The organism is Bacillus sp. Pc3, from assembly GCF_000815145.1.
In the GTDB taxonomy this organism is placed as follows: domain Bacteria; phylum Bacillota; class Bacilli; order Bacillales; family Bacillaceae; genus Bacillus; species Bacillus velezensis.
The window spans coordinates 1,069,425-1,088,249 of record NZ_CP010406.1 but is presented as its reverse complement, the minus strand read 5'-3'; the positions used below and the strand labels follow the sequence as shown (position 1 = coordinate 1,088,249).

At 46.6% G+C, this 18,825-nt stretch carries 23 protein-coding genes; 12 read left to right on the top strand and 11 right to left on the bottom strand.

Features of this window, described 5'->3' with window-relative positions:
• Positions 1-9: 9 nt before the first annotated feature.
• Positions 10-954, top strand: a complete 945-nt coding sequence (gene yhaM, locus SB24_RS04805) for a 3'-5' exoribonuclease YhaM (protein WP_003155251.1) — start codon at positions 10-12, stop codon at positions 952-954.
• A gap of 115 nt (positions 955-1,069) precedes the next feature.
• Entirely contained in the window at positions 1,070-1,297 is a 228-nt protein-coding gene (locus SB24_RS04800) for a sporulation YhaL family protein (RefSeq protein WP_007409227.1), read from the top strand.
• 38 nt (positions 1,298-1,335) lie between these two features.
• Here SB24_RS04800 and SB24_RS04795 read toward each other — a convergent pair whose 3' ends face one another.
• Positions 1,336-2,193: a peptidylprolyl isomerase gene (locus tag SB24_RS04795; RefSeq protein WP_039252140.1), complete on the bottom strand. Its 858-nt coding sequence runs from the start codon at positions 2,191-2,193 to the stop codon at positions 1,336-1,338.
• Positions 2,194-2,351: 158 nt separating this feature from the next.
• Between SB24_RS04795 and yhzE1 the strand changes: the two genes are divergently transcribed.
• Both yhzE1 and yhzE2 read left to right on the top strand, forming a co-directional pair.
• Positions 2,352-2,438, top strand: a complete 87-nt coding sequence (gene yhzE1, locus SB24_RS19425; RefSeq protein ID WP_017417375.1) for a sporulation protein YhzE1 — start codon at positions 2,352-2,354, stop codon at positions 2,436-2,438.
• 124 nt (positions 2,439-2,562) lie between these two features.
• Positions 2,563-2,649, top strand: coding sequence for a sporulation protein YhzE2 (gene yhzE2, locus SB24_RS04785; protein WP_003155248.1), 87 nt, complete (start codon positions 2,563-2,565; stop codon positions 2,647-2,649).
• A gap of 56 nt (positions 2,650-2,705) precedes the next feature.
• Here yhzE2 and SB24_RS04780 read toward each other — a convergent pair whose 3' ends face one another.
• Together SB24_RS04780 and SB24_RS04775 are read right to left on the bottom strand one after the other, a co-directional pair.
• The gene (locus SB24_RS04780) at positions 2,706-2,924 is read right to left on the bottom strand and encodes a hypothetical protein (RefSeq protein WP_003155245.1); all 219 of its coding nucleotides are present in this window, start codon (positions 2,922-2,924) and stop codon (positions 2,706-2,708) included.
• Between the two features lie 60 nt (positions 2,925-2,984).
• On the bottom strand, positions 2,985-3,515 hold the full coding sequence (locus SB24_RS04775; RefSeq protein ID WP_007409225.1) for a DUF3267 domain-containing protein: 531 nt from the start codon (positions 3,513-3,515) through the stop codon (positions 2,985-2,987).
• A gap of 210 nt (positions 3,516-3,725) precedes the next feature.
• On the opposite strand from SB24_RS04775, the gene SB24_RS04770 reads away from it, so the two are divergent.
• Complete coding sequence (locus SB24_RS04770) at positions 3,726-4,067, top strand: YhaI family protein (protein ID WP_003155243.1); 342 nt, start codon at positions 3,726-3,728, stop codon at positions 4,065-4,067.
• Here SB24_RS04770 and SB24_RS04765 read toward each other — a convergent pair.
• Together SB24_RS04765 and SB24_RS04760 are read right to left on the bottom strand one after the other, a co-directional pair.
• Positions 4,064-4,675, bottom strand: a complete 612-nt coding sequence (locus SB24_RS04765) for an HTH-type transcriptional regulator Hpr (RefSeq protein WP_003155240.1) — start codon at positions 4,673-4,675, stop codon at positions 4,064-4,066. The two genes, SB24_RS04770 and SB24_RS04765, sit on opposite strands and share 4 nt — an antisense overlap.
• Positions 4,676-4,854: 179 nt before the next feature.
• Positions 4,855-5,211, bottom strand: coding sequence for a YtxH domain-containing protein (locus SB24_RS04760; protein ID WP_014417330.1), 357 nt, complete (start codon positions 5,209-5,211; stop codon positions 4,855-4,857).
• 117 nt (positions 5,212-5,328) lie between these two features.
• Here SB24_RS04760 and SB24_RS04755 point away from each other — a divergent pair, with 117 nt between their 5' ends.
• The gene (locus SB24_RS04755; protein WP_007409223.1) at positions 5,329-5,520 is read left to right on the top strand and encodes a membrane protein YhzF; all 192 of its coding nucleotides are present in this window, start codon (positions 5,329-5,331) and stop codon (positions 5,518-5,520) included.
• A 57-nt stretch (positions 5,521-5,577) separates the two neighbouring features.
• Here the strand turns inward: SB24_RS04755 and SB24_RS04750 are convergent, their stop codons facing one another.
• From SB24_RS04750 to SB24_RS04740, 3 genes are all read right to left on the bottom strand, one after another.
• Positions 5,578-6,096 (bottom strand): tryptophan transporter, encoded by a 519-nt coding sequence (locus SB24_RS04750; protein WP_007409222.1) that lies wholly within the window; start codon positions 6,094-6,096, stop codon positions 5,578-5,580.
• A 120-nt stretch (positions 6,097-6,216) separates the two neighbouring features.
• The gene (serC, locus tag SB24_RS04745) at positions 6,217-7,296 is read right to left on the bottom strand and encodes a 3-phosphoserine/phosphohydroxythreonine transaminase (RefSeq protein ID WP_015417151.1); all 1,080 of its coding nucleotides are present in this window, start codon (positions 7,294-7,296) and stop codon (positions 6,217-6,219) included.
• Positions 7,297-7,430: 134 nt separating this feature from the next.
• Positions 7,431-7,868 (bottom strand): HIT family protein, encoded by a 438-nt coding sequence (locus SB24_RS04740; protein ID WP_007409220.1) that lies wholly within the window; start codon positions 7,866-7,868, stop codon positions 7,431-7,433.
• Positions 7,869-8,358: 490 nt separating this feature from the next.
• Here SB24_RS04740 and ecsA point away from each other — a divergent pair, with 490 nt between their 5' ends.
• Genes ecsA through SB24_RS04725 form a run of 3 tightly spaced genes read left to right on the top strand, consistent with a single transcriptional unit; the run spans position 8,359 to position 11,068 of the window.
• A complete protein-coding gene (gene ecsA / locus SB24_RS04735) occupies positions 8,359-9,102 on the top strand; it encodes an ABC transporter ATP-binding protein EcsA (RefSeq protein ID WP_003155231.1) in 744 nt (247 codons plus the stop codon).
• Positions 9,095-10,321: an ABC transporter permease gene (locus SB24_RS04730; protein ID WP_039252136.1), complete on the top strand. Its 1,227-nt coding sequence runs from the start codon at positions 9,095-9,097 to the stop codon at positions 10,319-10,321. The genes ecsA and SB24_RS04730 overlap by 8 nt, the downstream gene beginning before the upstream one ends.
• 42 nt (positions 10,322-10,363) lie before the next feature.
• Positions 10,364-11,068, top strand: coding sequence for an EcsC family protein (locus SB24_RS04725; RefSeq protein ID WP_015417153.1), 705 nt, complete (start codon positions 10,364-10,366; stop codon positions 11,066-11,068).
• A 22-nt stretch (positions 11,069-11,090) separates the two neighbouring features.
• Here SB24_RS04725 and SB24_RS04720 read toward each other — a convergent pair whose 3' ends face one another.
• The 3 genes from SB24_RS04720 to hmoB form a co-directional block, all read right to left on the bottom strand.
• Positions 11,091-12,278, bottom strand: a complete 1,188-nt coding sequence (locus SB24_RS04720) for a M20 family metallopeptidase (RefSeq protein WP_039252133.1) — start codon at positions 12,276-12,278, stop codon at positions 11,091-11,093.
• A 68-nt stretch (positions 12,279-12,346) separates the two neighbouring features.
• Positions 12,347-13,732, bottom strand: a complete 1,386-nt coding sequence (locus SB24_RS04715) for a hypothetical protein (RefSeq protein WP_015417155.1) — start codon at positions 13,730-13,732, stop codon at positions 12,347-12,349.
• 117 nt (positions 13,733-13,849) lie between these two features.
• Positions 13,850-14,350: a heme-degrading oxygenase HmoB gene (hmoB, locus tag SB24_RS04710; protein ID WP_039252130.1), complete on the bottom strand. Its 501-nt coding sequence runs from the start codon at positions 14,348-14,350 to the stop codon at positions 13,850-13,852.
• A 122-nt stretch (positions 14,351-14,472) separates the two neighbouring features.
• Here hmoB and SB24_RS04705 point away from each other — a divergent pair, with 122 nt between their 5' ends.
• From SB24_RS04705 to hemH, 3 genes are all read left to right on the top strand, one after another.
• Positions 14,473-16,614, top strand: coding sequence for a transglycosylase domain-containing protein (locus SB24_RS04705; protein WP_015417157.1), 2,142 nt, complete (start codon positions 14,473-14,475; stop codon positions 16,612-16,614).
• A 123-nt stretch (positions 16,615-16,737) separates the two neighbouring features.
• Positions 16,738-17,799 carry a uroporphyrinogen decarboxylase gene (gene hemE / locus SB24_RS04700; RefSeq protein WP_039254959.1) on the top strand — a complete coding sequence of 354 codons (1,062 nt, stop codon included), beginning with the start codon at positions 16,738-16,740 and terminating at the stop codon, positions 17,797-17,799.
• Positions 17,800-17,874: 75 nt separating this feature from the next.
• Positions 17,875-18,810 (top strand): ferrochelatase, encoded by a 936-nt coding sequence (gene hemH / locus SB24_RS04695; protein ID WP_007409212.1) that lies wholly within the window; start codon positions 17,875-17,877, stop codon positions 18,808-18,810.
• Positions 18,811-18,825: the final 15 nt, after the last annotated feature.

Genomic DNA, 18,825 nt, shown 5'->3' with positions numbered 1-18,825 from the left:
TTTAATAGAATGGCAAAAGGTATTATGCTGCACGAGGTCGGCGAGCAGGTCGATCAATACTTTCTGATTAAATCTTCGACTAAGGGAATCGCAAGCAACGGAAAACCATTCCTGACGTTAATGCTGCAGGACCAATCGGGAGATATCGAAGCGAAGCTGTGGGATGCCAAGCCGACTGATGAAGTAACGTACGCGGCGCAGACGATCGTGAAGGTGATCGGAGATGTCCATCACTATCGCGGACGAAACCAGCTTAAGCTGAGAAACATCCGGCCGGCCGGCGAGAACGAAAATGTCAGCATTGATGATTTTCTGGAAACGGCGCCGATTCCGAAAAATGAAATGATGGAAACCGTCACTCAATACATTTTTGAAATGAAAAATCCAAACATCCAGCGGATCACAAGACATCTGGTCAAAAAATATGCGGCTGAGTTTATGGATTACCCGGCGGCGGCTAAAAACCACCATGAGTTCGTTTCAGGGCTCGCGTATCATGTAGTGTCCATGCTGAACCTGGCAAAAGCGATAGCCGATCTGTATCCGTCTCTTGACCGGGATTTACTTTATGCCGGAGTCATTCTGCATGATCTCGGCAAAGTAAAAGAGCTTTCAGGCCCCGTCTCCACAACGTACACCGTGGAAGGGAATCTGCTCGGGCACATTTCGATCATGGTGACAGAGCTTTCAAAAGCAGCCGAAGAGCTTCAGATTGACGCTGAAGAAGTGCTGATTCTGAAGCATTTGATTTTAAGCCATCACGGAAAAGCGGAATGGGGAAGCCCGAAACCGCCGATGGTGAAAGAAGCGGAAATTCTGCACTACATTGACAATCTGGATGCAAAAATGATCATGATGGACAGAGCGCTGGAACGGGTGAAGCCGGGCGAATACACAGAGCGTGTATTTGCGCTTGAAAACCGTTCTTTCTACAAACCGACTTTCCACCAATAAGATAAAAAAGACCGATTCTCTATGATCGGTCTTTTTTACGTTCAGCTCTCATAACTTGTCTTTATCAAGCATAGCTTAGAATAAAGACTCTGGGTAAAAAAGGGAGGAAACCGACGTGCTATTTTTTCCTTGGTGGGTATACCTTTGCATTATCGGAATTATTTTCAGCGCTTATAAGCTTTTCACAACAGCTAAAGAAGAGGAAAAGCTGGACCAGTCGTTTATTGAAAAAGAAGGAAGGGTGTATATTGAACGGATGGAACAGGAACGCGAGCGCCGTATGGCGGCGCCCGCAAGTGAAAACGCGGATGCGGAAGAAAACTCCAATCATTCCATCGCATAAAAAAACTGTGCGGCTCGCCGAGAGCCCGCACAGTTTTTTTATTTAGATTGGGAAGATGATGATGTTGAAGTGTTAAACGTGTCTTTTAAGTCTTTGTCTTCCACTTTTACGTCAGCTTTTTTCATGACTTTTTGAATTGCCGCCTGTACAGCTGAGTTGTCGTTTAATTTCTGTTTAAGAACTTCTTCTTTCAGTTCTTTTTTCATGTCATCATATTTGCCGCGTTCTTCTGTCTTTTTGATAATATGATAACCGAATTTTGTTTTGACCGGATCGCTGACTTGTCCGACTTTCAGGCCGAATGCAGCTTTGCTGAATGTTTCATCCATTGACTTTTTATCGAACCAGCCAAGGTCGCCGCCGTTGTCTTTTGAGTTGTCAGTTGAATATTCTTTCGCAAGCGTTTCAAACTTCTCGCCTTTTTTCAGCTTTTTCTCCACTTCGTCAGCTGTCTTTTTGTCAGTGACAAGGATGTGGCTCGCGCGGATTTTACCTTTTAAGCCGTCGTAATATTCTTTCGTATCGGAGTCAGTCACTTTGATGTTGTCTTTCGCCGCTTTTTGTGCAAGCAGTTCGTACTTCACCTGATCTTTCAGGTAATCTTCGCCGTACTGCTGTTTAAGGGCGCTGTACTGATCGCCGAGCTGCGTTTTGTACTCTTTCAGCTTGGTATCGATTTCTTTATCCGATACTTTGTATTTTTTTGCTAATACTTTTTCTTGTACGAGCTGTGTCAGCACACTTGCGCCCGCGGTTTTTTTCATGTTCGTGTAGAGCTCGCCTTTTGTTACATTTCCGGCATCCGTCTTGGCAATCACGTCGTTGTCGCCGCTGCTGCAAGCGCTGAGAGCCAGGACGCTCGTTGCCGTAATAGCTGCTATCGCGATTTTCTTCATTCCTTTAAACACTCCTAATCATCCAAATTAAATTGCATATGCGTATCATAACATATTGTGGCTTTCTGTAAAAAGATTTTAAATAAAGGGCATTCGTCTAGTCAAACTTTTTCCTGATACATACAAATATATTGATCATGAAAAGGAGGTAATGAACCATGGGCGGAGGATATTCAAACGGTTTCGCACTGCTCGTAGTACTGTTCATATTGCTTATCATCGTAGGTGCAGCTTACATTTGTTAAGCGAAACGGATCGCTTTTTCTAAAAGCGGTCCGTTTTCTTACCCGGGCGCCTAATCGTTTCAGTAGTAAATTGCATATGATGTAATTGGAAAAATAAAACGTTTTGTAGGAGGTGCTTTTGGAGATGGGTGAAGTATTTGCAGGCGGTTTTGCATTATTGGTTGTTCTGTTCATCTTATTGATCATCATCGGCGCTTCTTGGCTTTATTAAGAAAAAAATATGGCTGTCGGGGGTCAGGCCTCCGTCAGCCATATTTTTTTGCCTGTTTACACAGTAAAGGAGATCTCGACGAATGAAGAGATCAGTAAAATTAAAATAGATACATTAATAAAACGGAATACCTTATCCTGCCGGTCTTCAGGAATCTCTCTGACAAGGCATAATGTATTTGTGAGCCTGTTTATGAAATAAAGAATAAACAGGGCAGCCACGATAAAATAGAATAAAATGATGGGAGATTCCCCCTCTCTCTGAACTGCTCCCATATTACATTACCAAATATTTATTAAAAAAGATAGAATGTAACCTGAAAAATCAGCGGGACATCAAGACTCCGGCACTTTTTTTACTAAAATATCAAAACCGTCGGATTCCTGGTCAATCAGACATGATTTGGGCGCTTTGACCAGATGCAGGGCAAACAGAAGATCAGGCAGGCAATACCCCGCATGGATGCTCGAAATCATATAAAAGTAATGAGCGTGTCTCGGAAATGCCAGTCCGGCATAAAACAATAACGGCGTAATGAATAAAAACGGGCTGATCGTTGAAATCAGCATCGTCGTTTTCGGTATGCCTTTCCATGTCGGCATCCGCAAGAAGTACATTTTCATTTCCTTTTTTCTTTTTTTACAGATCATCGGCAGGACATGTATGACTTTATGTACAAATAAAGTAACAACGAGCAGAACACAAAAAGCAAACACGTGCCCGTCACTTAAACTGATATTCGGACGCAGCAGCCCGAATGCCAAGAAGTTGCATATAAAAAACAGGATCATAAAACCTACAGCAGTCAATAATAAACGAACCGCACCATAATCTTTGATCAGATTAATGGTTTTCCAGCAATTCATCAGAGTCATCCTTCCGTACAAAGATGGAATACAATCTCAAAATAATTTACTCTCTTCAGGAGAAAAAATCAATCCTTTTTTAAAGAAAAAAATAAACCTGGAAAGAGAAGAACAGAAGAGCTCGGTGAAACATGGAAATGTACGGTTTAACCTTTCTTCTCCATTCATTATCAGCTAAAATAAGATTAAAGATAGAAAGAAGTGAAACGGATGGATTCAATGGATCAGCGTATCGGGCGTTTAGAATATTACATACAATTGCTGGTGAAAACGGTGGATATGGATAAGTACCCTTTTTATGCGATGATGATTGAAAAAGGGCTGACCGAAGAAGAAGGAGAAGAGGTCGGGCGGATCTGCCGCGAATTGGAGGACGAGCTGGAGTCGCAAAAAGCGCAAGGCTTTGTGACGTTTGACAAGCTCCTTGCGCTTTTTGCGGGACAGCTGAACGAAAAATTAGATGTTCATGAAACGATTTTTGCTCTGTATGAGCAGGGGCTTTATACAGCGCTGATGGAAGAATTTATTGAGATTATGAAGCACTTTGATTAACTGTTGATCGGTTCCAGCTCTTCAGCCGTTTCATGGACAGCCGATTCGTCCGTTTTTTTCTTCAGCCTTCCGTCTTCACTATCAAAATCATTGTTTATGTTTGTCAATGATTTCTCGAATATCTCCATAAAATCTTCGCCGTAAATGTGGCGGATGACACAGGTTAATTCTTCAACCTCAGGAAACTTCCCGAATAAGTGGTAGATCGGCTGTGAGCCTTTAAACACAGCGTTTCTCGACGGATCAAACTCCTCAAGCAGGCTTTCGAATACATTTTCCCCTTCTTCTGTTAACTGAATGTACGTGTTCCGTTTATCATTCAGCCGCTTGGAAAATTTCAGATATCCCCGTTCTTCAAGCTTTTTTGAAAAGTTAAATGCAGTTGATACGTGCATAACGCCGAATTTGGCGATTTCTGAAATAGAAGCTCCTTTAAGCTGATAGGCAATCCATAATATATGATGCTCATTAATATTAAGGTCGTACGGCTTCAGCCAATTCTGCCAGTCTTTCTCGATAGATTTCCAGAGCGCTTTGGACAGCTGCGCCATTTTTTGGGTATAGATTAAAGCTTCTTTTAGATCGTAAGGCGGTTCAACACGATTCAATACAGATCACCTGCTTCACATTTTCTTTTCCTCTATTATGCCAATAAAATAAAGATTAATAAAGATGAAAATTTAAGAATTTTATAATAAATTCTTGATCCGTTGCTGGGAAAGGCTTTAAACCGCAAAAAAAAGTGCGGAACGCAATATGTCCGCACTTTTTTTGGTTGTATAGGATATTAGTTTTGTAAGGTTTTCTCCAGCTGTCTGATTTTCTCTTCAATATCAGCGATTTCCTTCTGGAGATCCTGCTGGTGCGGTTTGATTTCCTCCTGCCACCTTTTAATGCTGGTCTGAAGCTCTCCGCCTACGTCTTTAATGACTTCTGCGCTTTCTTTCGCCGTTTGGACAAGCTGGTCCTTAAGCGCCATTCCGTCTTTTTTTAACCGTTTGATTGTGTCCTCAATTGAATTGCAATTCTCTTTGATTTTGCCCCGCAGCTCTTTTCCGGATGAAGGAGCCGAGAGTAACACCGCTGCGCCTCCGATCAATCCGCCTACGAAAAGGCCTGTTAAAAGGGAACGTCCGTCAGCCATTTGAAATCACCCCGTTTTTTTTCTCATAACTTTTATCATTTTTGTTCAGAAGAATAAACTTCTATACATAGCTTGCTTTATTTTAGCATATTTTTTAAGGAAAAAGGAGGGAGAAGGTTGTCTGTCTTTATGATTGTTTTATCTTGTATGGCTCTTGTCTTTGCGGCGGGCGCCGTTTATTACCTGAAACTGCTCGGCCAGGCCGCTTCTTATCCGCCGAAGCGGGTCGTCCGCCAAAAGGCCATCGTCTGCTCAGCAGGAACCGCCCTCGCATTGTTCCTTATTTTTTTCACAAAACTTCTCGTATAAAACATGCTGAAACACATTAAAAAACCTCTTCCGGCCGGAAGAGGTTTCGGTATGCGGTTATTTCACCGTTTCAATCATATTGGACCGTTTTAAGATCGTCTGCACAATCGGATGCATAATGATAATGGCGATCGTATTCAGCGCAGCCGCCGGAAGGACGACCGCGAGCACCAATGCGGTGAATCCGCCCGGCAGGCCGACAATCAGAAGGGCCAGCGCCAAAAAGAGCAAACCGGAGATGAAGGTGCCGGCTATCGTAATGACGGCGGCGGGCGCTGTTTTCACGCTCTTTTTCACCAAAAGCGCCAGCGCGAGAAACAGAAACGCCGTTACCGGTTTTTCAATGATATTCGGAAGCTGTCCGCCCGGAAAAGATGTCGTGAGTGCGGAAATGATTCCCGTTACAATCCCGATCATCAGCACGTTCTGCACACGGGGGAATAACAGAATACCCATAAACATCATCACAAGCATCATATCGGGTTTCATTCCGAATAATACCGGCGGCATAATGGAATGAAGCACCGCTCCGATTGCCGCAAACAGGGCCATAATGACTAATTCTTTTGTTTTCATACTAAGCTCTCCTCTGCTAAGCTTTTTCGCCATCCAATAATATGCTCGCCATTTATTGCGATGGCCGGAAAAATTGATATGCAAACAGTATATCAAAGGAACCGTTATGTTAGAAGAAATTTATTCGTTTTCCTGCTGGAACTTTCTCATAAACTGAGCCAGTTTTTCACAATCAGCCAGGCTGACGGCGTTGTAGATAGACGCCCTGCAGCCTCCGACTGAGCGGTGGCCTCCGAGTCCGGTCATTTTAGCCGCTTTCGCTTCTTCAACGAATTTTTTCGTGAGACTGCTGTCGCGGAGGGTGAACGTGACGTTCATGTGAGAACGGCTGTCTTTTGCGGCATGCCCCGCGTAAAACCCGCCGCTTGCGTCGATTGTGCCGTACAGGATGTCGGCCTTTTCCTGATTGCGCCGTTCAGCCGCTTCGACACCTCCGTTTTCAGCCAGCCATTCAAGGACGAGGCTCAGCATATAAATCGCAAATGTAGGCGGCGTATTATAAAGTGAATCGGCTTTTGTATGGGTGGAGTATTTCAACATTTTAGGGACGTTGGCGTTTTCGTTTTCAAGCCATGATTTTTTCATGATGACGACCGTGACGCCGGACGGACCGAGGTTTTTCTGGGCTCCGCCATAGATGACATCAAACGTTTTGACATCAATTTTTCTGCTCAGGATGTCGCTTGACATGTCGGCTACGAGCGGGATTGGTGAATTCGGGAACTCTTTCCACTGCGTTCCGAAAATCGTGTTGTTTGACGTAATATGCAGGTAGGCGCCGTCTTTGATTCCTGAGAGGCCCGCTTCCGGTATGTGGTTGTGGTTTGAATCTGCGCTTGATGCCGTGACGGATGTGTTTCCGAACAGTTTCGCCTCGGCGAGTGCTTTTTCAGACCATGCGCCCGTTACGATGAAGTGCGCCGTTTTTTCCGGCGTTAAAAAGTTCATCGGCAGCATGGAGAATTGAAGGCTTGCGCCGCCTTGAAGAAATAAAATATCATAATCGTCGGGAATATCCATCAGTTCTTTCAGAAGGCTTTTGGCTTTTTGGTGCACCGCGTCATATTCTTTGCTCCGGTGGGACAGCTCCATGACGGACATGCCGGTATCATTGAAGTTGACAAATTCTTTTTGTGCTTTTTGCAGCACATCCAGTGGAAGGGCTGCGGGTCCTGCATTGAAATTCGTTGTACGTTCCATGTTTACGATCTCTCCCTGTTTTCCGCTTTAGTGTAAGAAATAATACAATTATCCTATCACAATTTTTTGATTTTTTTGATATAAAAAATATAATTTATGTTTTTTGTGTTTCCGGACGCAAAAAAACCTCATCTTTAAGATGAGGCAAGCCGTTTTCTGACGGTTGAAGCGATCTCCTGAAGATCGTCAGGCGTATAGTCTTCGGCGTGGGTCTTCCAGACAGCCCCGAAACCGTCGCCTTTTCCGTAACGCGGAATGATATGCATGTGAAAATGGAACACCGATTGGCCCGCTTTTTCACCGTTGTTATTGAGAATATTCAGCCCGATCGGCTCGAATTCATCGCGGATGGCGCGTGCGATTTTCGGCACCGCTTCAAAATATTCTTTAGAAAGCTCAGGCGTAAACTCGTACACGTTTTCGATATGTGTTTTCGGAATCACGAGCGTATGGCCTTTTGTGACCTGGCTGATATCAAGAAACGCCACGACGTGTTCATTTTCGTATACTTTTGAAGACGGAATGTCACCGGCAATGATTTTGCAGAAAATACAATCGTCCGCTTTGTGCATAGATGGGTTTCCTCCCTGAAAAGAAATATATGTATATTCTCATCGTACCACAAAAACGGCCAAAACAAAAAACAGGATGAACGGCTGCGCGTTCACCCTGATGCAGAAGTACGAGCTTTATCACAGAAAATTGAATATGCCTTTTGTAAGCACCTCATTTGTTTTTAAAATGAAGACTTATGGGTCTGCTTAATCATTCCTGGGACAAACACCTCATTTGATTATTTCATCATGAATGAAGAACATCATCAAAGCAGTGTGTGAAGAAATTGTAAGCACAGGACATGTTGATTTTCATCCAACTGTTCTAAGACGTCTTTTATAAACACCTCATTTTCAGTTGATTAAAGCTGTTTCCTTCTACATACATTATGATGTCCGCCAAAACGATAACTATGCACACTTTTCACGTGAGAAAAAAAGGGAATCGTTTCAAATCAGACTTTATTTTTGGTACTATGAAGAAAAACGAATCAGAAGGGGAGAAATTATGTCTCTGCTATCGGTAAAAGACTTAACCGGCGGTTATACGAGAAACCCGGTCTTAAAAAATGTTTCATTCACCCTTGAGCCGAACCAGATTGTCGGACTCATCGGATTAAACGGCGCGGGCAAAAGCACGACGATCCGGCATATTATCGGGTTAATGGACCCGCATAAAGGCTCGATCGAGCTGAACGGCAAGACGTTTTCGGAGGATAAGGAAAGCTACCGCTCGCAATTTACGTACATCCCCGAAACGCCGGTGCTGTATGAAGAACTGACGCTCAAAGAGCATCTGGAGCTGACGGCCATGGCGTACGGCCTTTCCAAAGAAACGCTTGAAAAAAGGCTTCCTCCGCTTCTGAAAGAATTCAGAATGGAAAAAAGGCTGAAATGGTTTCCCGCTCACTTTTCCAAAGGGATGAAACAGAAAGTCATGATCATGTGCGCGTTTCTCGCGGAGCCTTCGCTTTATATCATTGACGAGCCGTTTCTCGGCCTTGACCCGCTTGCGATCAATGCATTGCTGGAGCGGATGGACGCCGCGAAAAAAGCCGGATCAAGCGTGCTGATGTCAACGCATATCCTGGCTACGGCAGAGCGCTACTGTGACGCTTTCATTATTTTACATAACGGCGAAGTGCGGGCAAGCGGCACACTGGAAGAACTGAGAGAGCAGTTCGGCATGAAAGACGCAGCTCTTGATGACTTGTATATCGAACTGACGAAGGAAGACGCCGGCCATGAATAATATGTCTACGATTTGGCAGTCCCGGCTTGAAGAGCATATAAAGGAAACCAGAATGTATATGAAATATATGCTCAATGATCATCTCGTCATTGTGCTGATCTTTTTTATTGCCGGCGCGGCAAGCTGGTACAGCAAGTGGGTCAAAGACATTCCCGTTCATTTTCCGTCATTTTGGGTGATGGCGGTGCTCTTTTCATTTGTGCTGACCGGTTCATACGTCCGGACGCTGTTAAAGGAAGCGGACCTCGTGTTTCTGCTGCCGCTTGAACCGAAAATGGGGACATACTTTAAGCATTCATTTAAGTACAGCTATCTGTCACAGCTGTTTCCGCTTATTGCTCTGTCGCTTGTATGCATGCCTCTGTTTTTCGCTGTAAGTCCGGGGGCGTCGCTTGCGTCGTATGCCGCCGTATTTATTCAGATGCTGGCGGTAAAAGCGTGGAATCAGGCCATGGAGTGGCGGATGACGTTTATGAATGACAGAAGCATGAAAATGATGGATACGGTCATACGCTTTATCTGCAATATGCTGCTTTTATACTTCGTCTTACAGTCGTTTTATGTGTACGCTGCCGCCGTCTACATTGTGATGGCCGGCCTTTATGTGTATTTCACATCGGCCGCAAAACATAAATCATTAAAATGGGAAGCCCATATTGAATATGAATTAAGAAGGAAGCAGCGGTTTTACAGAATCGCCAATCTGTTTACCGATGTGCCTCACCTGAAAAAACAGGCAAAACGCCGGGCGTATCTCGACTTTTTGCTCAGAATGATTCCGTTCGAACAGCGGAAAACGTTCTCCTATATGTATGCGCGGGCCTTTCTGCGTTCAAATGATTATCTAGGCATTCAGGTCAGGCTCACGATTATTTTTATCCTGATTATTATGCTCGTTTCCGCCAATCCGTGGATAACGGCGGCGTTAACCGTATTTACCGTCTTTATTACGGGAATACAGCTTCTGCCGCTGTTCGGGCATTTTCATCATCTTTCTCTGCAGGAGCTTTACCCGGTCAATCAGAAAGCGAAGCTGCAAAGTTTCTTTTCGCTGATGAAATCGGCATTAACCGTGCAGGCGCTGCTGTTCTGTGCAGCGTCAGCCTATGCCGCGGGAGTCAGCGGGGCGCTGTATGCGGCTGTTGCTTCAGCCGTTCTGATTTTTGTGATCATGCCTTCGTATATGGGCGGAAGATTGAAAAAGTACGGCAAGCTGTAATCAATCGGGTTTTTGAAACCTCAATGAAAGAAGGAGACACAGATGACCGACGATCAGCAGCTGATACAGGAAGCACTGCAATGGAAAGTGCGTTTTTTGCGCAAAGATTCTATGCTTGAACGTTTTTCTAAAGGAATGCAGGCGAAAATAAATGAGCGGATTCCTGATAAAATTCATGCCGTCATCACAGAAAGCATTAAAAAAATGACCGAAGCAACAATGGCGGGTTCAAATCTGGTGAAAGGCAAGCGGGATACAAACGGTATGACGCTTGCTGAAAAAGATGCCCTCGCCAGACAAACCATCGCATCGTACCAAAAGGTCGCGGCAGCCGAAGGGATCGGTACGGGGGCCGGCGGAATTTTTTTAGGGATGGCTGATTTTCCTTTGCTGTTATCCATTAAAATGAAATGTCTGTTCGATCTTGCCTCTATTTACGGCTATGATGTGAAAGACAGGGATGAGCGATTGTTTTTGCTGTTTATTTTTCAGCTGGCTTTCTCAAGCGGTGAACAGCGGAAACGCATATACTCAATGATTGAACAGTGGGATTCGAAAAAGCATGATGTCGATTGGAGAGTTTTTCAGCAGGAATACCGCGATTATCTGGACGTGGTGAAATTGTTTCAGCTTTTGCCGGTCGTCGGAGCCGCCGTGGGCGGAGCGGCCAATTATAAACTGCTGTCACAGCTCGGTGAGACGGCAAGGCACGTTTTTCATTTAAGAATCACAGCAGCCGGTACGTAATGTACCGGCTGTTTTTTATGCCCTATCGGGGGTAGCTCACCGCGGCGCCGATAAGCACTTTGGCGGCCGTCAGCATCGCTTTTTCATTAAAATCAAATTTCGGATGATGATGAGGATAAATGGTTTCCGGGTTTTCTAAAGCGGCGCCCGTAAAGAAAAATGCGCCTTTTGTATGCTGCAGATAATAGGAAAAATCCTCTCCGGCCATCTGCGGCTCTCCTTCAATGACCTTCGTGACGCCGTCTGTTTCCGCTGCGGCTGCCGCCGCGTGCGCCGCTTCCTCGGGGTGATTAACGACGGCGGGATAACCGCGCTTGAAACGATATTCATAGGAAGCGGAGTGCATGGAACAGATTCCTTTTACGACGGCTTCTATTTCTGCTTCGAGCAGGCTGCGCACACTTTCGTCAAACGAGCGGACGGTGCCTGATATGACTGCCTGATCGGCAATCGCATTAAACGGATTTTCAGCGGTGAACGAGCCGGCTGAGATGACGGCCGGCTGCACCGGATTTACCCGCCGGCTGACGATATGCTGAAGAGCCGTGACGATTTGTGAGCCGATTAAAACGGCGTCCTTTGTATCGTGAGGAATCGCGCCGTGGCCGCCTTTGCCGATGACTTTAATCGTAAAGCCGTCAGCGGCGGCCATCACTGCGCCCGGGCGGCATAAGACCGTCCCGACGGGTTCAGTCGCCCAAAGGTGAGTGCCGAAAATGGCATCGACATGCTCGAGGCACCCATCCTCAATCATTGCTTTTGCTCCGCCGGGAGATAATTCCTCGGCGTGCTGGTGGATCATCACAAATGACCCTTTCAGTTTTTCCCGGTTGCAGTACAGCACTTTTCCGACCGCGAGCAGAGCCGCCGTATGGCCGTCATGCCCGCAGGCGTGCATGACGCCGGGAATTTGTGAAGCATAGGGCACATCTTTTTCATCCTGTATCGGCAAAGCGTCAAAATCAGCTCTGAGTGCCACGGCCGGTCCCGGTTCACTCCCTTCAATATAGGCTGTGACACCGTTGCCCCCGACATTCGTCCGGATGGGAACGCCGAGCTTTTCATAAAATGAGGCGATGAACGCCGGTGTTTTTTTCTCCTTAAAGGATGGCTCGGGATTCATGTGAAGGTGACGCCTGATTTCAACCATTTCCTCATACAGCCCGTCAAGCTGAGCGTTTAAGCTTTTTTGAAGTGTCGTTAACGTCAAAAGCGATGCCCCCTCGTCTGCTTTTCCCATGATTGTATAGAAAATGTCAGAAGATTTCAATCCTTTTGCTACGGGAGAATGATGATGGCGGCGATCGTTGTGACGACTAGCCCGGCCGCAACCGGGATAAAGTTTTTTCTGGCAAGCTCAAACGGGTCAACTTTACAAATAGCCGCAGCGGGGATCAGTGCCCAAGGGACCAATGTTCCGCCTCCGACCCAGATCGCTGAAATCTGGCCCAGCGCCGTTAAAACGGCCGGGTCCGTATGAAGCGCGGCGGAAAACAGCTTTGCCATCGAGCCTGCAAGAGATATACCGGAAAACCCTGACCCGTCGAGCCCGGTAATCGCACCGACTGCGGTCAGGGCGATGCCGGCGAATTCTCCGGACATCGGAAAAGAATGGGACAGGGCCAATCCGAGGTCATTGACGATCCCCGCAGATCCTTTCGGCAGCGGGGTGTTCAAAATACTTTTAAACCCCGCGTCACCGAGATAAAAGAAGGCCGCGATCGGAATGACGGGGCCGAATACTTTAAAGCCGAATTGAAAACCGCCGATAAAATACTCGGTGATCTTTTCTAAATGCCGCTCTTTATATACAATGAAATGAATGATCAGGAGAATGCCGATCGCTGTTCCTCCGACGAGTGCCGTCGCATCGTTTCCTTGCAGACGGTATACGATCATGCAGATAATATCGGCGAGAAAAACAAGCGGAATGAAAACCGCCAGGATCACCCTGAGTTTTTTCGGCAGATACATACTTGTGTCCAAAGAACCGGAGCTGTCCAAGGAGAGGGGGGCCTTCGTTTTTTTTCGATCCCGCATGATGAGGAAGAAAGCGGTGATTGTCGTCGTGAACCCCATGATCAAAACGAGCGGAATACTTGCCTGCATGACATCGCTCACGGGAATGCCCGCGGCATCGGCCGTTAATTTCGGGGCCGCCTGAATGACATAATCCCCCGATAAAGCGAATCCGTGGCCGAACAGGTTCATCGCCATAGCCGCGGCGATCGGAGAAAGGCCCGCTCGGATCGCTGCGGGAAGCAGCACAGCGCCGATCAGCGCCACTCCTGGTGACGGCCAGAAAAAAAGAGAGATGGCAAACATCAGACAGCCGATAACCCAATACGCGACAGCCGGCCCTTTCATCACCTTTGCAAACGGAGAAATCATCGCTTCATTAATACCGGTTTCGGTCAAGAGGCCGCTCATCGCCACGATAAAACAAATAATAAAAATCGTCGGCAGCAATTCTCCGGCGGCATACGTGAAGCTGTGAAACAGGCTGCTGACCGAAGCGGAGAATGAATGCGTCGTCCATAGCGCAATCACAAAAATGCCGGCGAGTGAAATAAAGGTTGTATCTTTCCTGAGGAGCATAAAAACGATAATGGCCGCGATAAAAGCAACATAAAGCAGATGTACCGAGTAGACGCCGATCCCCAATTGAACCACTCCGTTTATAAATAGGATTGCTACAGGTTATTCATAGGCGGGCGGAAGGTGCAAAGAAGGATGCGTAAAATCGGGACATTAAAAAAGCCGGAGAATCTCCGGCGGTTTTCAGTCTATTGCGTAATAAGCGGTTACATAAGACGGGCGGGAGAAAATAGACGTCGTGTCGATGCCGGCAGATGTTCCGCGTTTTTTATGAGCTTCCTGATAAGAGTTTGACTGCTGCCAATCCTGAAAGGCTTTTTCCTCTTCCCACAGGGTCAAAATGACATACGTATCGCCTTCGAGCGGTCTTAATACGCGGATGGCTTTAAAACCGGGTTCATTTTCCACTTTGCCGGCGCGGTTTTTAAACCGGTTTTCAAACAGCGGACGGCCTTCCTGGGTAACGGCAATGTTGTTGAGGACGGCGTAGCCCGGCTTTTTGATTTCCCCGACGCTGTCGATGCTTTCATAGGAATGGGGCGCCTGAAAAACGGTTTCTCCATTTGTTTCATGAATTAAAACCGCATTATCCTCCCCTTGCATCAGCACCATATTCTCACTCGGGTGTTTCTTTGCAATCGTCTTTAAAAAATCGGCTGTCCCGTATGTAATATAAACCTTCATATCAGCCACCTCCTGCTTGCTAGTATATCAAAAGAGTGGTATAAGTTTCTATTGGCGACTCATTCTGACATAATTCGAAACAATATTTCCCATACTACAAGTTAAGAAAGGCGAGGTGACTTATGCTGAAAAAGAAAAAAAGATTCTTTATTCCGGCTGTAATTGCGGCGGCAACCGCTTTTCTCGCGTTAATCGGATACATTATCATTATATTTCTCGGCCATTATGTCATCGACGAAAAGAAATTAATACTGCACGCATCTTCAAAAATCGTCGATCAAAACGGCGATGAAATCGCGAGCCTCTATACGGAAAATCGCGAGCCGGTATCCATTCAGCAGGTTCCGGAAGATGTGAGAGATGCCTTTATCGCCGTTGAAGATAAACGGTTTTACGAACATCACGGGATTGATGTGAAGTCTGTCGGCCGGGCGGTGTTCCGGGATGTTTTAGCAGGCGGCAAGGTGGAAGGCGGAAGCACGATCACCCAGCAGCTGGCGAAAAACATTTTTCTGACTCATGATAAAACATTTTTGCGCAAGACGAAGGAAGTCATTATCGCCATCAATCTTGAGCGTGATTACAGCAAGGACAAGCTGCTTGAAATGTACCTGAACCAGCTTTATTTCGGCCATGGCGTTTACGGCATTCAAGCCGCGTCCCACTACTACTTTAATAAAGAAGTAAAAGATTTAACCGTTGCGGAAGGAGCCGTTCTGGCAGCGATTCCGAAGGCGCCTTCTCTTTATTCGCCGATTCAGCATCCGGATAAAAATAAAGAACGCCGCGATACGATTCTTGCAATGATGAACGACCAAGGCTATATCAGCGCCAAGGAAGCGGTCAGAGCCCAGGGCCGGACATTGGGGCTTCATGTCAAGAAAACATCAGAAACGCCTTGGTTTGACAGTTATATCGATCTTGTCATCAAGGAGGCGGAATCCCGTTATTCGATGTCGGGTGAACAGCTGCTTCAAGGCGGCTATACGATCCGGACGTCACTTGATTCCAAGCTGCAGAAAACGGCATACACCCTCATGAAGGAAAGCGGCTATTTTCCGGGGACGGATCAGGCGGCAGAGGGAAGCGCCGTCTTTATTGATAATAAAACCGGAGGCGTGCGCGCGGCGGTCGGCGGACGCGACTACGTGACAAAAGGATACAACAGGGTTACGGCGAAGCGGCAGCCGGGCTCAACGTTTAAGCCGATTGCCGTATACGGGCCCGCCATGCAGGAAGACAAGTTCAAACCGTATTCGCTTCTCCAAGACAAACTGACGTCCTACGACGGGTATGAACCGAAAAATTATGACGGACAGTACAAGGGGGAAGTGACGATGCAGGATGCGATCACTTACAGCATAAATGCGCCCGCTGTCTGGACATTGAAGCAGATCGGCGTGGATACGGGAAAATCGTATCTTGAGAAAAACGGCATGAACATTTCTGACAACGGACTCGCGATTGCGCTGGGCGGTCTGTCTGAAGGCGTTACTCCGCTTCAGCTTGCCGGAGCTTATCATACCTTTGCGGCAAACGGAATGTATACGAAGCCATTTTTTATAGAGAACATCACGGACGAAGACGGAGAAACGTTGTCCGGGCCTAAAAACGGCAAAACGCGCGTCTTCAGCGGACAGACGGCATGGAATATGACGAGAATGCTTCAGCAGGTCGTAAAAGAAGGAACCGCTTCACAAGGCAGCTATCAAGGTGACCTGGCGGGGAAAACCGGCACGACCACATTTCCCGGCGTCCCCGGCGCGACAAAGGACGCCTGGTTTGCGGGATACACTCCCGGACTGACGGGAGCCGTCTGGATGGGCTATGACAAAACGGATAAAACCCATTACCTGAAAGGCGGAAGCCAATACCCGGTCAGACTCTTTAAAGATATCGTCACAAAAGCGGGGGAAAACGGCCGGACATTCAAAAAGCCTGAAAATGTGAAGGAACTGGGCAGCCCGATTGAGCTGGAGGCGGTAAAGTCCCTGTCGGCCCGTTATACATTTAAGGCGATGGGACTGATTACGGTTCAATTAAAATGGGATATTCAAAAGGATGATCGGGTTGTTTACCGAATATATGAGAAGAAAGACGGAAAAGACAAACTTCTGGATTCGGTGAAAGGAAAAGGCAGCTTTGACATACCGTACGCCAATCTGTTTTCAGGGGCTTCATACAAAGTCGTTCCATATAATTCACAGACGGATCAAGAAGGAGAGGGAACGGAATACGTTCAGCCGAAGCTTTTTTCTTCTTAATCGTGAATTCGGCGATTTTTTGAACATTAAGCCTCAATTCTATACGCTTTTGAAAAAACAAGGTATAGTGTAATGGGCGAAGAACACGAACGTATGGTTGCAGGAGGAAAGGTGGAAATTCAGATGAGTAAACGAGAAGCGTTTAATGATACGTTTTTAAAAGCGGCACGGGGAGAAAAAACAAATCACGTCCCTGTCTGGTACATGAGACAGGCGGGGAGGTCTCAGCCGGAATACCGCAAGCTGAAGGAAAAGTACGGCTTAGTCGAAATTACGCATCAGCCCGAGCTGTGCGCGTATGTGACGAGGCTTCCGGTCGAGCAGTACGGAGTGGACGCTGCCATTTTATATAAAGACATTATGACGCCGCTTCCTTATATCGGAGTGGATGTTGAAATAAAAAACGGAATCGGCCCGGTGATCGATCAGCCGGTGCGCTCTGCTGCGGATATTGAAAAGCTCGGCGAACTGAATCCCGAACAGGATGTTCCTTACGTGCTGGAAACGATCCGATTACTCGTAAACGAACAGCTGAATGTTCCGCTCATCGGTTTTTCGGGAGCGCCTTTTACGCTGGCCAGTTATATGATTGAAGGCGGGCCTTCTAAAAATTACAACAAAACAAAAGCATTTATGCACAGTATGCCGCAAGCGTGGCAAATGCTGATGGACAAGCTCGCGGACATGATTATCGTTTATGCGAAAGCGCAGGTTAACGCCGGCGCAAAAGCCATTCAGATCTTTGATTCATGGGTCGGCGCGCTGAACCGCGAAGATTACCGGCAGTTTATAAAACCGGTGATGGACAGAATTTTCCGGGAGCTTTCAGCAGAACAAGTTCCGCTGATCATGTTCGGCGTAGGCGCAAGCCATCTGGCCGGGGATTGGCATGACCTTCCTCTTGATGTCGTCGGTCTTGATTGGAGACTCGGCATAGATGACGCCAGAAAACAAGGGATTACAAAAACGGTTCAGGGCAATCTTGATCCGTCGCTTCTTCTTGCGCCTTGGGAAGTCATCGAGAAAAAAGCGAAAGCGATACTTGATCAAGGCATGAAAACGGACGGGTTTATTTTCAATTTAGGGCACGGTGTATTCCCAGATGTCAATCCGGCAACGCTGAAAAAGCTGACGGCGTTTGTACATGAATATTCCGCGGCCAAAAAAACGGAACAATCTTCCTGAGCAGATCGTTGGTTATAAGAAGATTTTCCTGTCAAAATCAAGGTAGACAGACCATCAAAAGAGGTGTGTAACAAAATGAGCAGCAAAAAGAAAATGGGACTTCTTGTCATGGCTTACGGAACGCCTTACAAAGAAGAGGACATAGAACGTTATTATACGCATATCAGACGCGGAAGAAAGCCGGAGCCTCATATGCTTCAAGATTTAAAAGACAGATATGAAGCGATCGGAGGCATTTCGCCGCTTGCAAAAATTACGCAGGAGCAGGCGGAGAAGCTCGCACAGCGTTTAAATGAAATCCAGGATGACGTAACATTCAAAGTGTACATCGGATTAAAACATATTGAACCGTTTATTGAAGACGCGGTGGCGGACATGCATAAAGACGGCATTACAGAAGCTGTCAGCCTTGTGCTCGCCCCTCATTTTTCAACATTCAGCGTCCAGTCATACAACAAACGCGCGAAAGAAGAAGCGGAGAAGCTCGGCGGCTTGACCATCAAGTCTGTTGAAAGCTGGTATGATGAACCGAAATTCGTTGATTATTGGGTCAGCCAGGTGAAGAAAACGTATGAATCAATGCCGAAAGAAGAACGGGATGACGCGATGCTGATCGTCTCAGCGCACAGCCTTCCTGAAAAAATTAAAGAATACGGCGATCCGTATCCTGACCAGCTGGAGGAATCCGCAAAACTGATTGCCGAAGGCGCCGGAATTACCGATTACGCAGTCGGCTGGCAAAGTGAAGGGAATACCCCTGATCCGTGGCTCGGGCCGGATGTGCAGGATCTCACGCGCGATCTGTACCAAAAGCATCCTTATAAAGCATTTGTATACGTGCCCGCAGGCTTCGTTGCCGATCATTTAGAGGTGCTTTACGATAATGATTATGAATGCAAAGCTGTGACCGAAGAAGTCGGCGCAAGCTACTATCGTCCGGCTATGCCGAACGCACAGCCTGAATTTATCGACGCGCTTGCAGCGGTCGTGCTGAAAGAGCTGGACAAGTAGAATTAAACGGTAAAG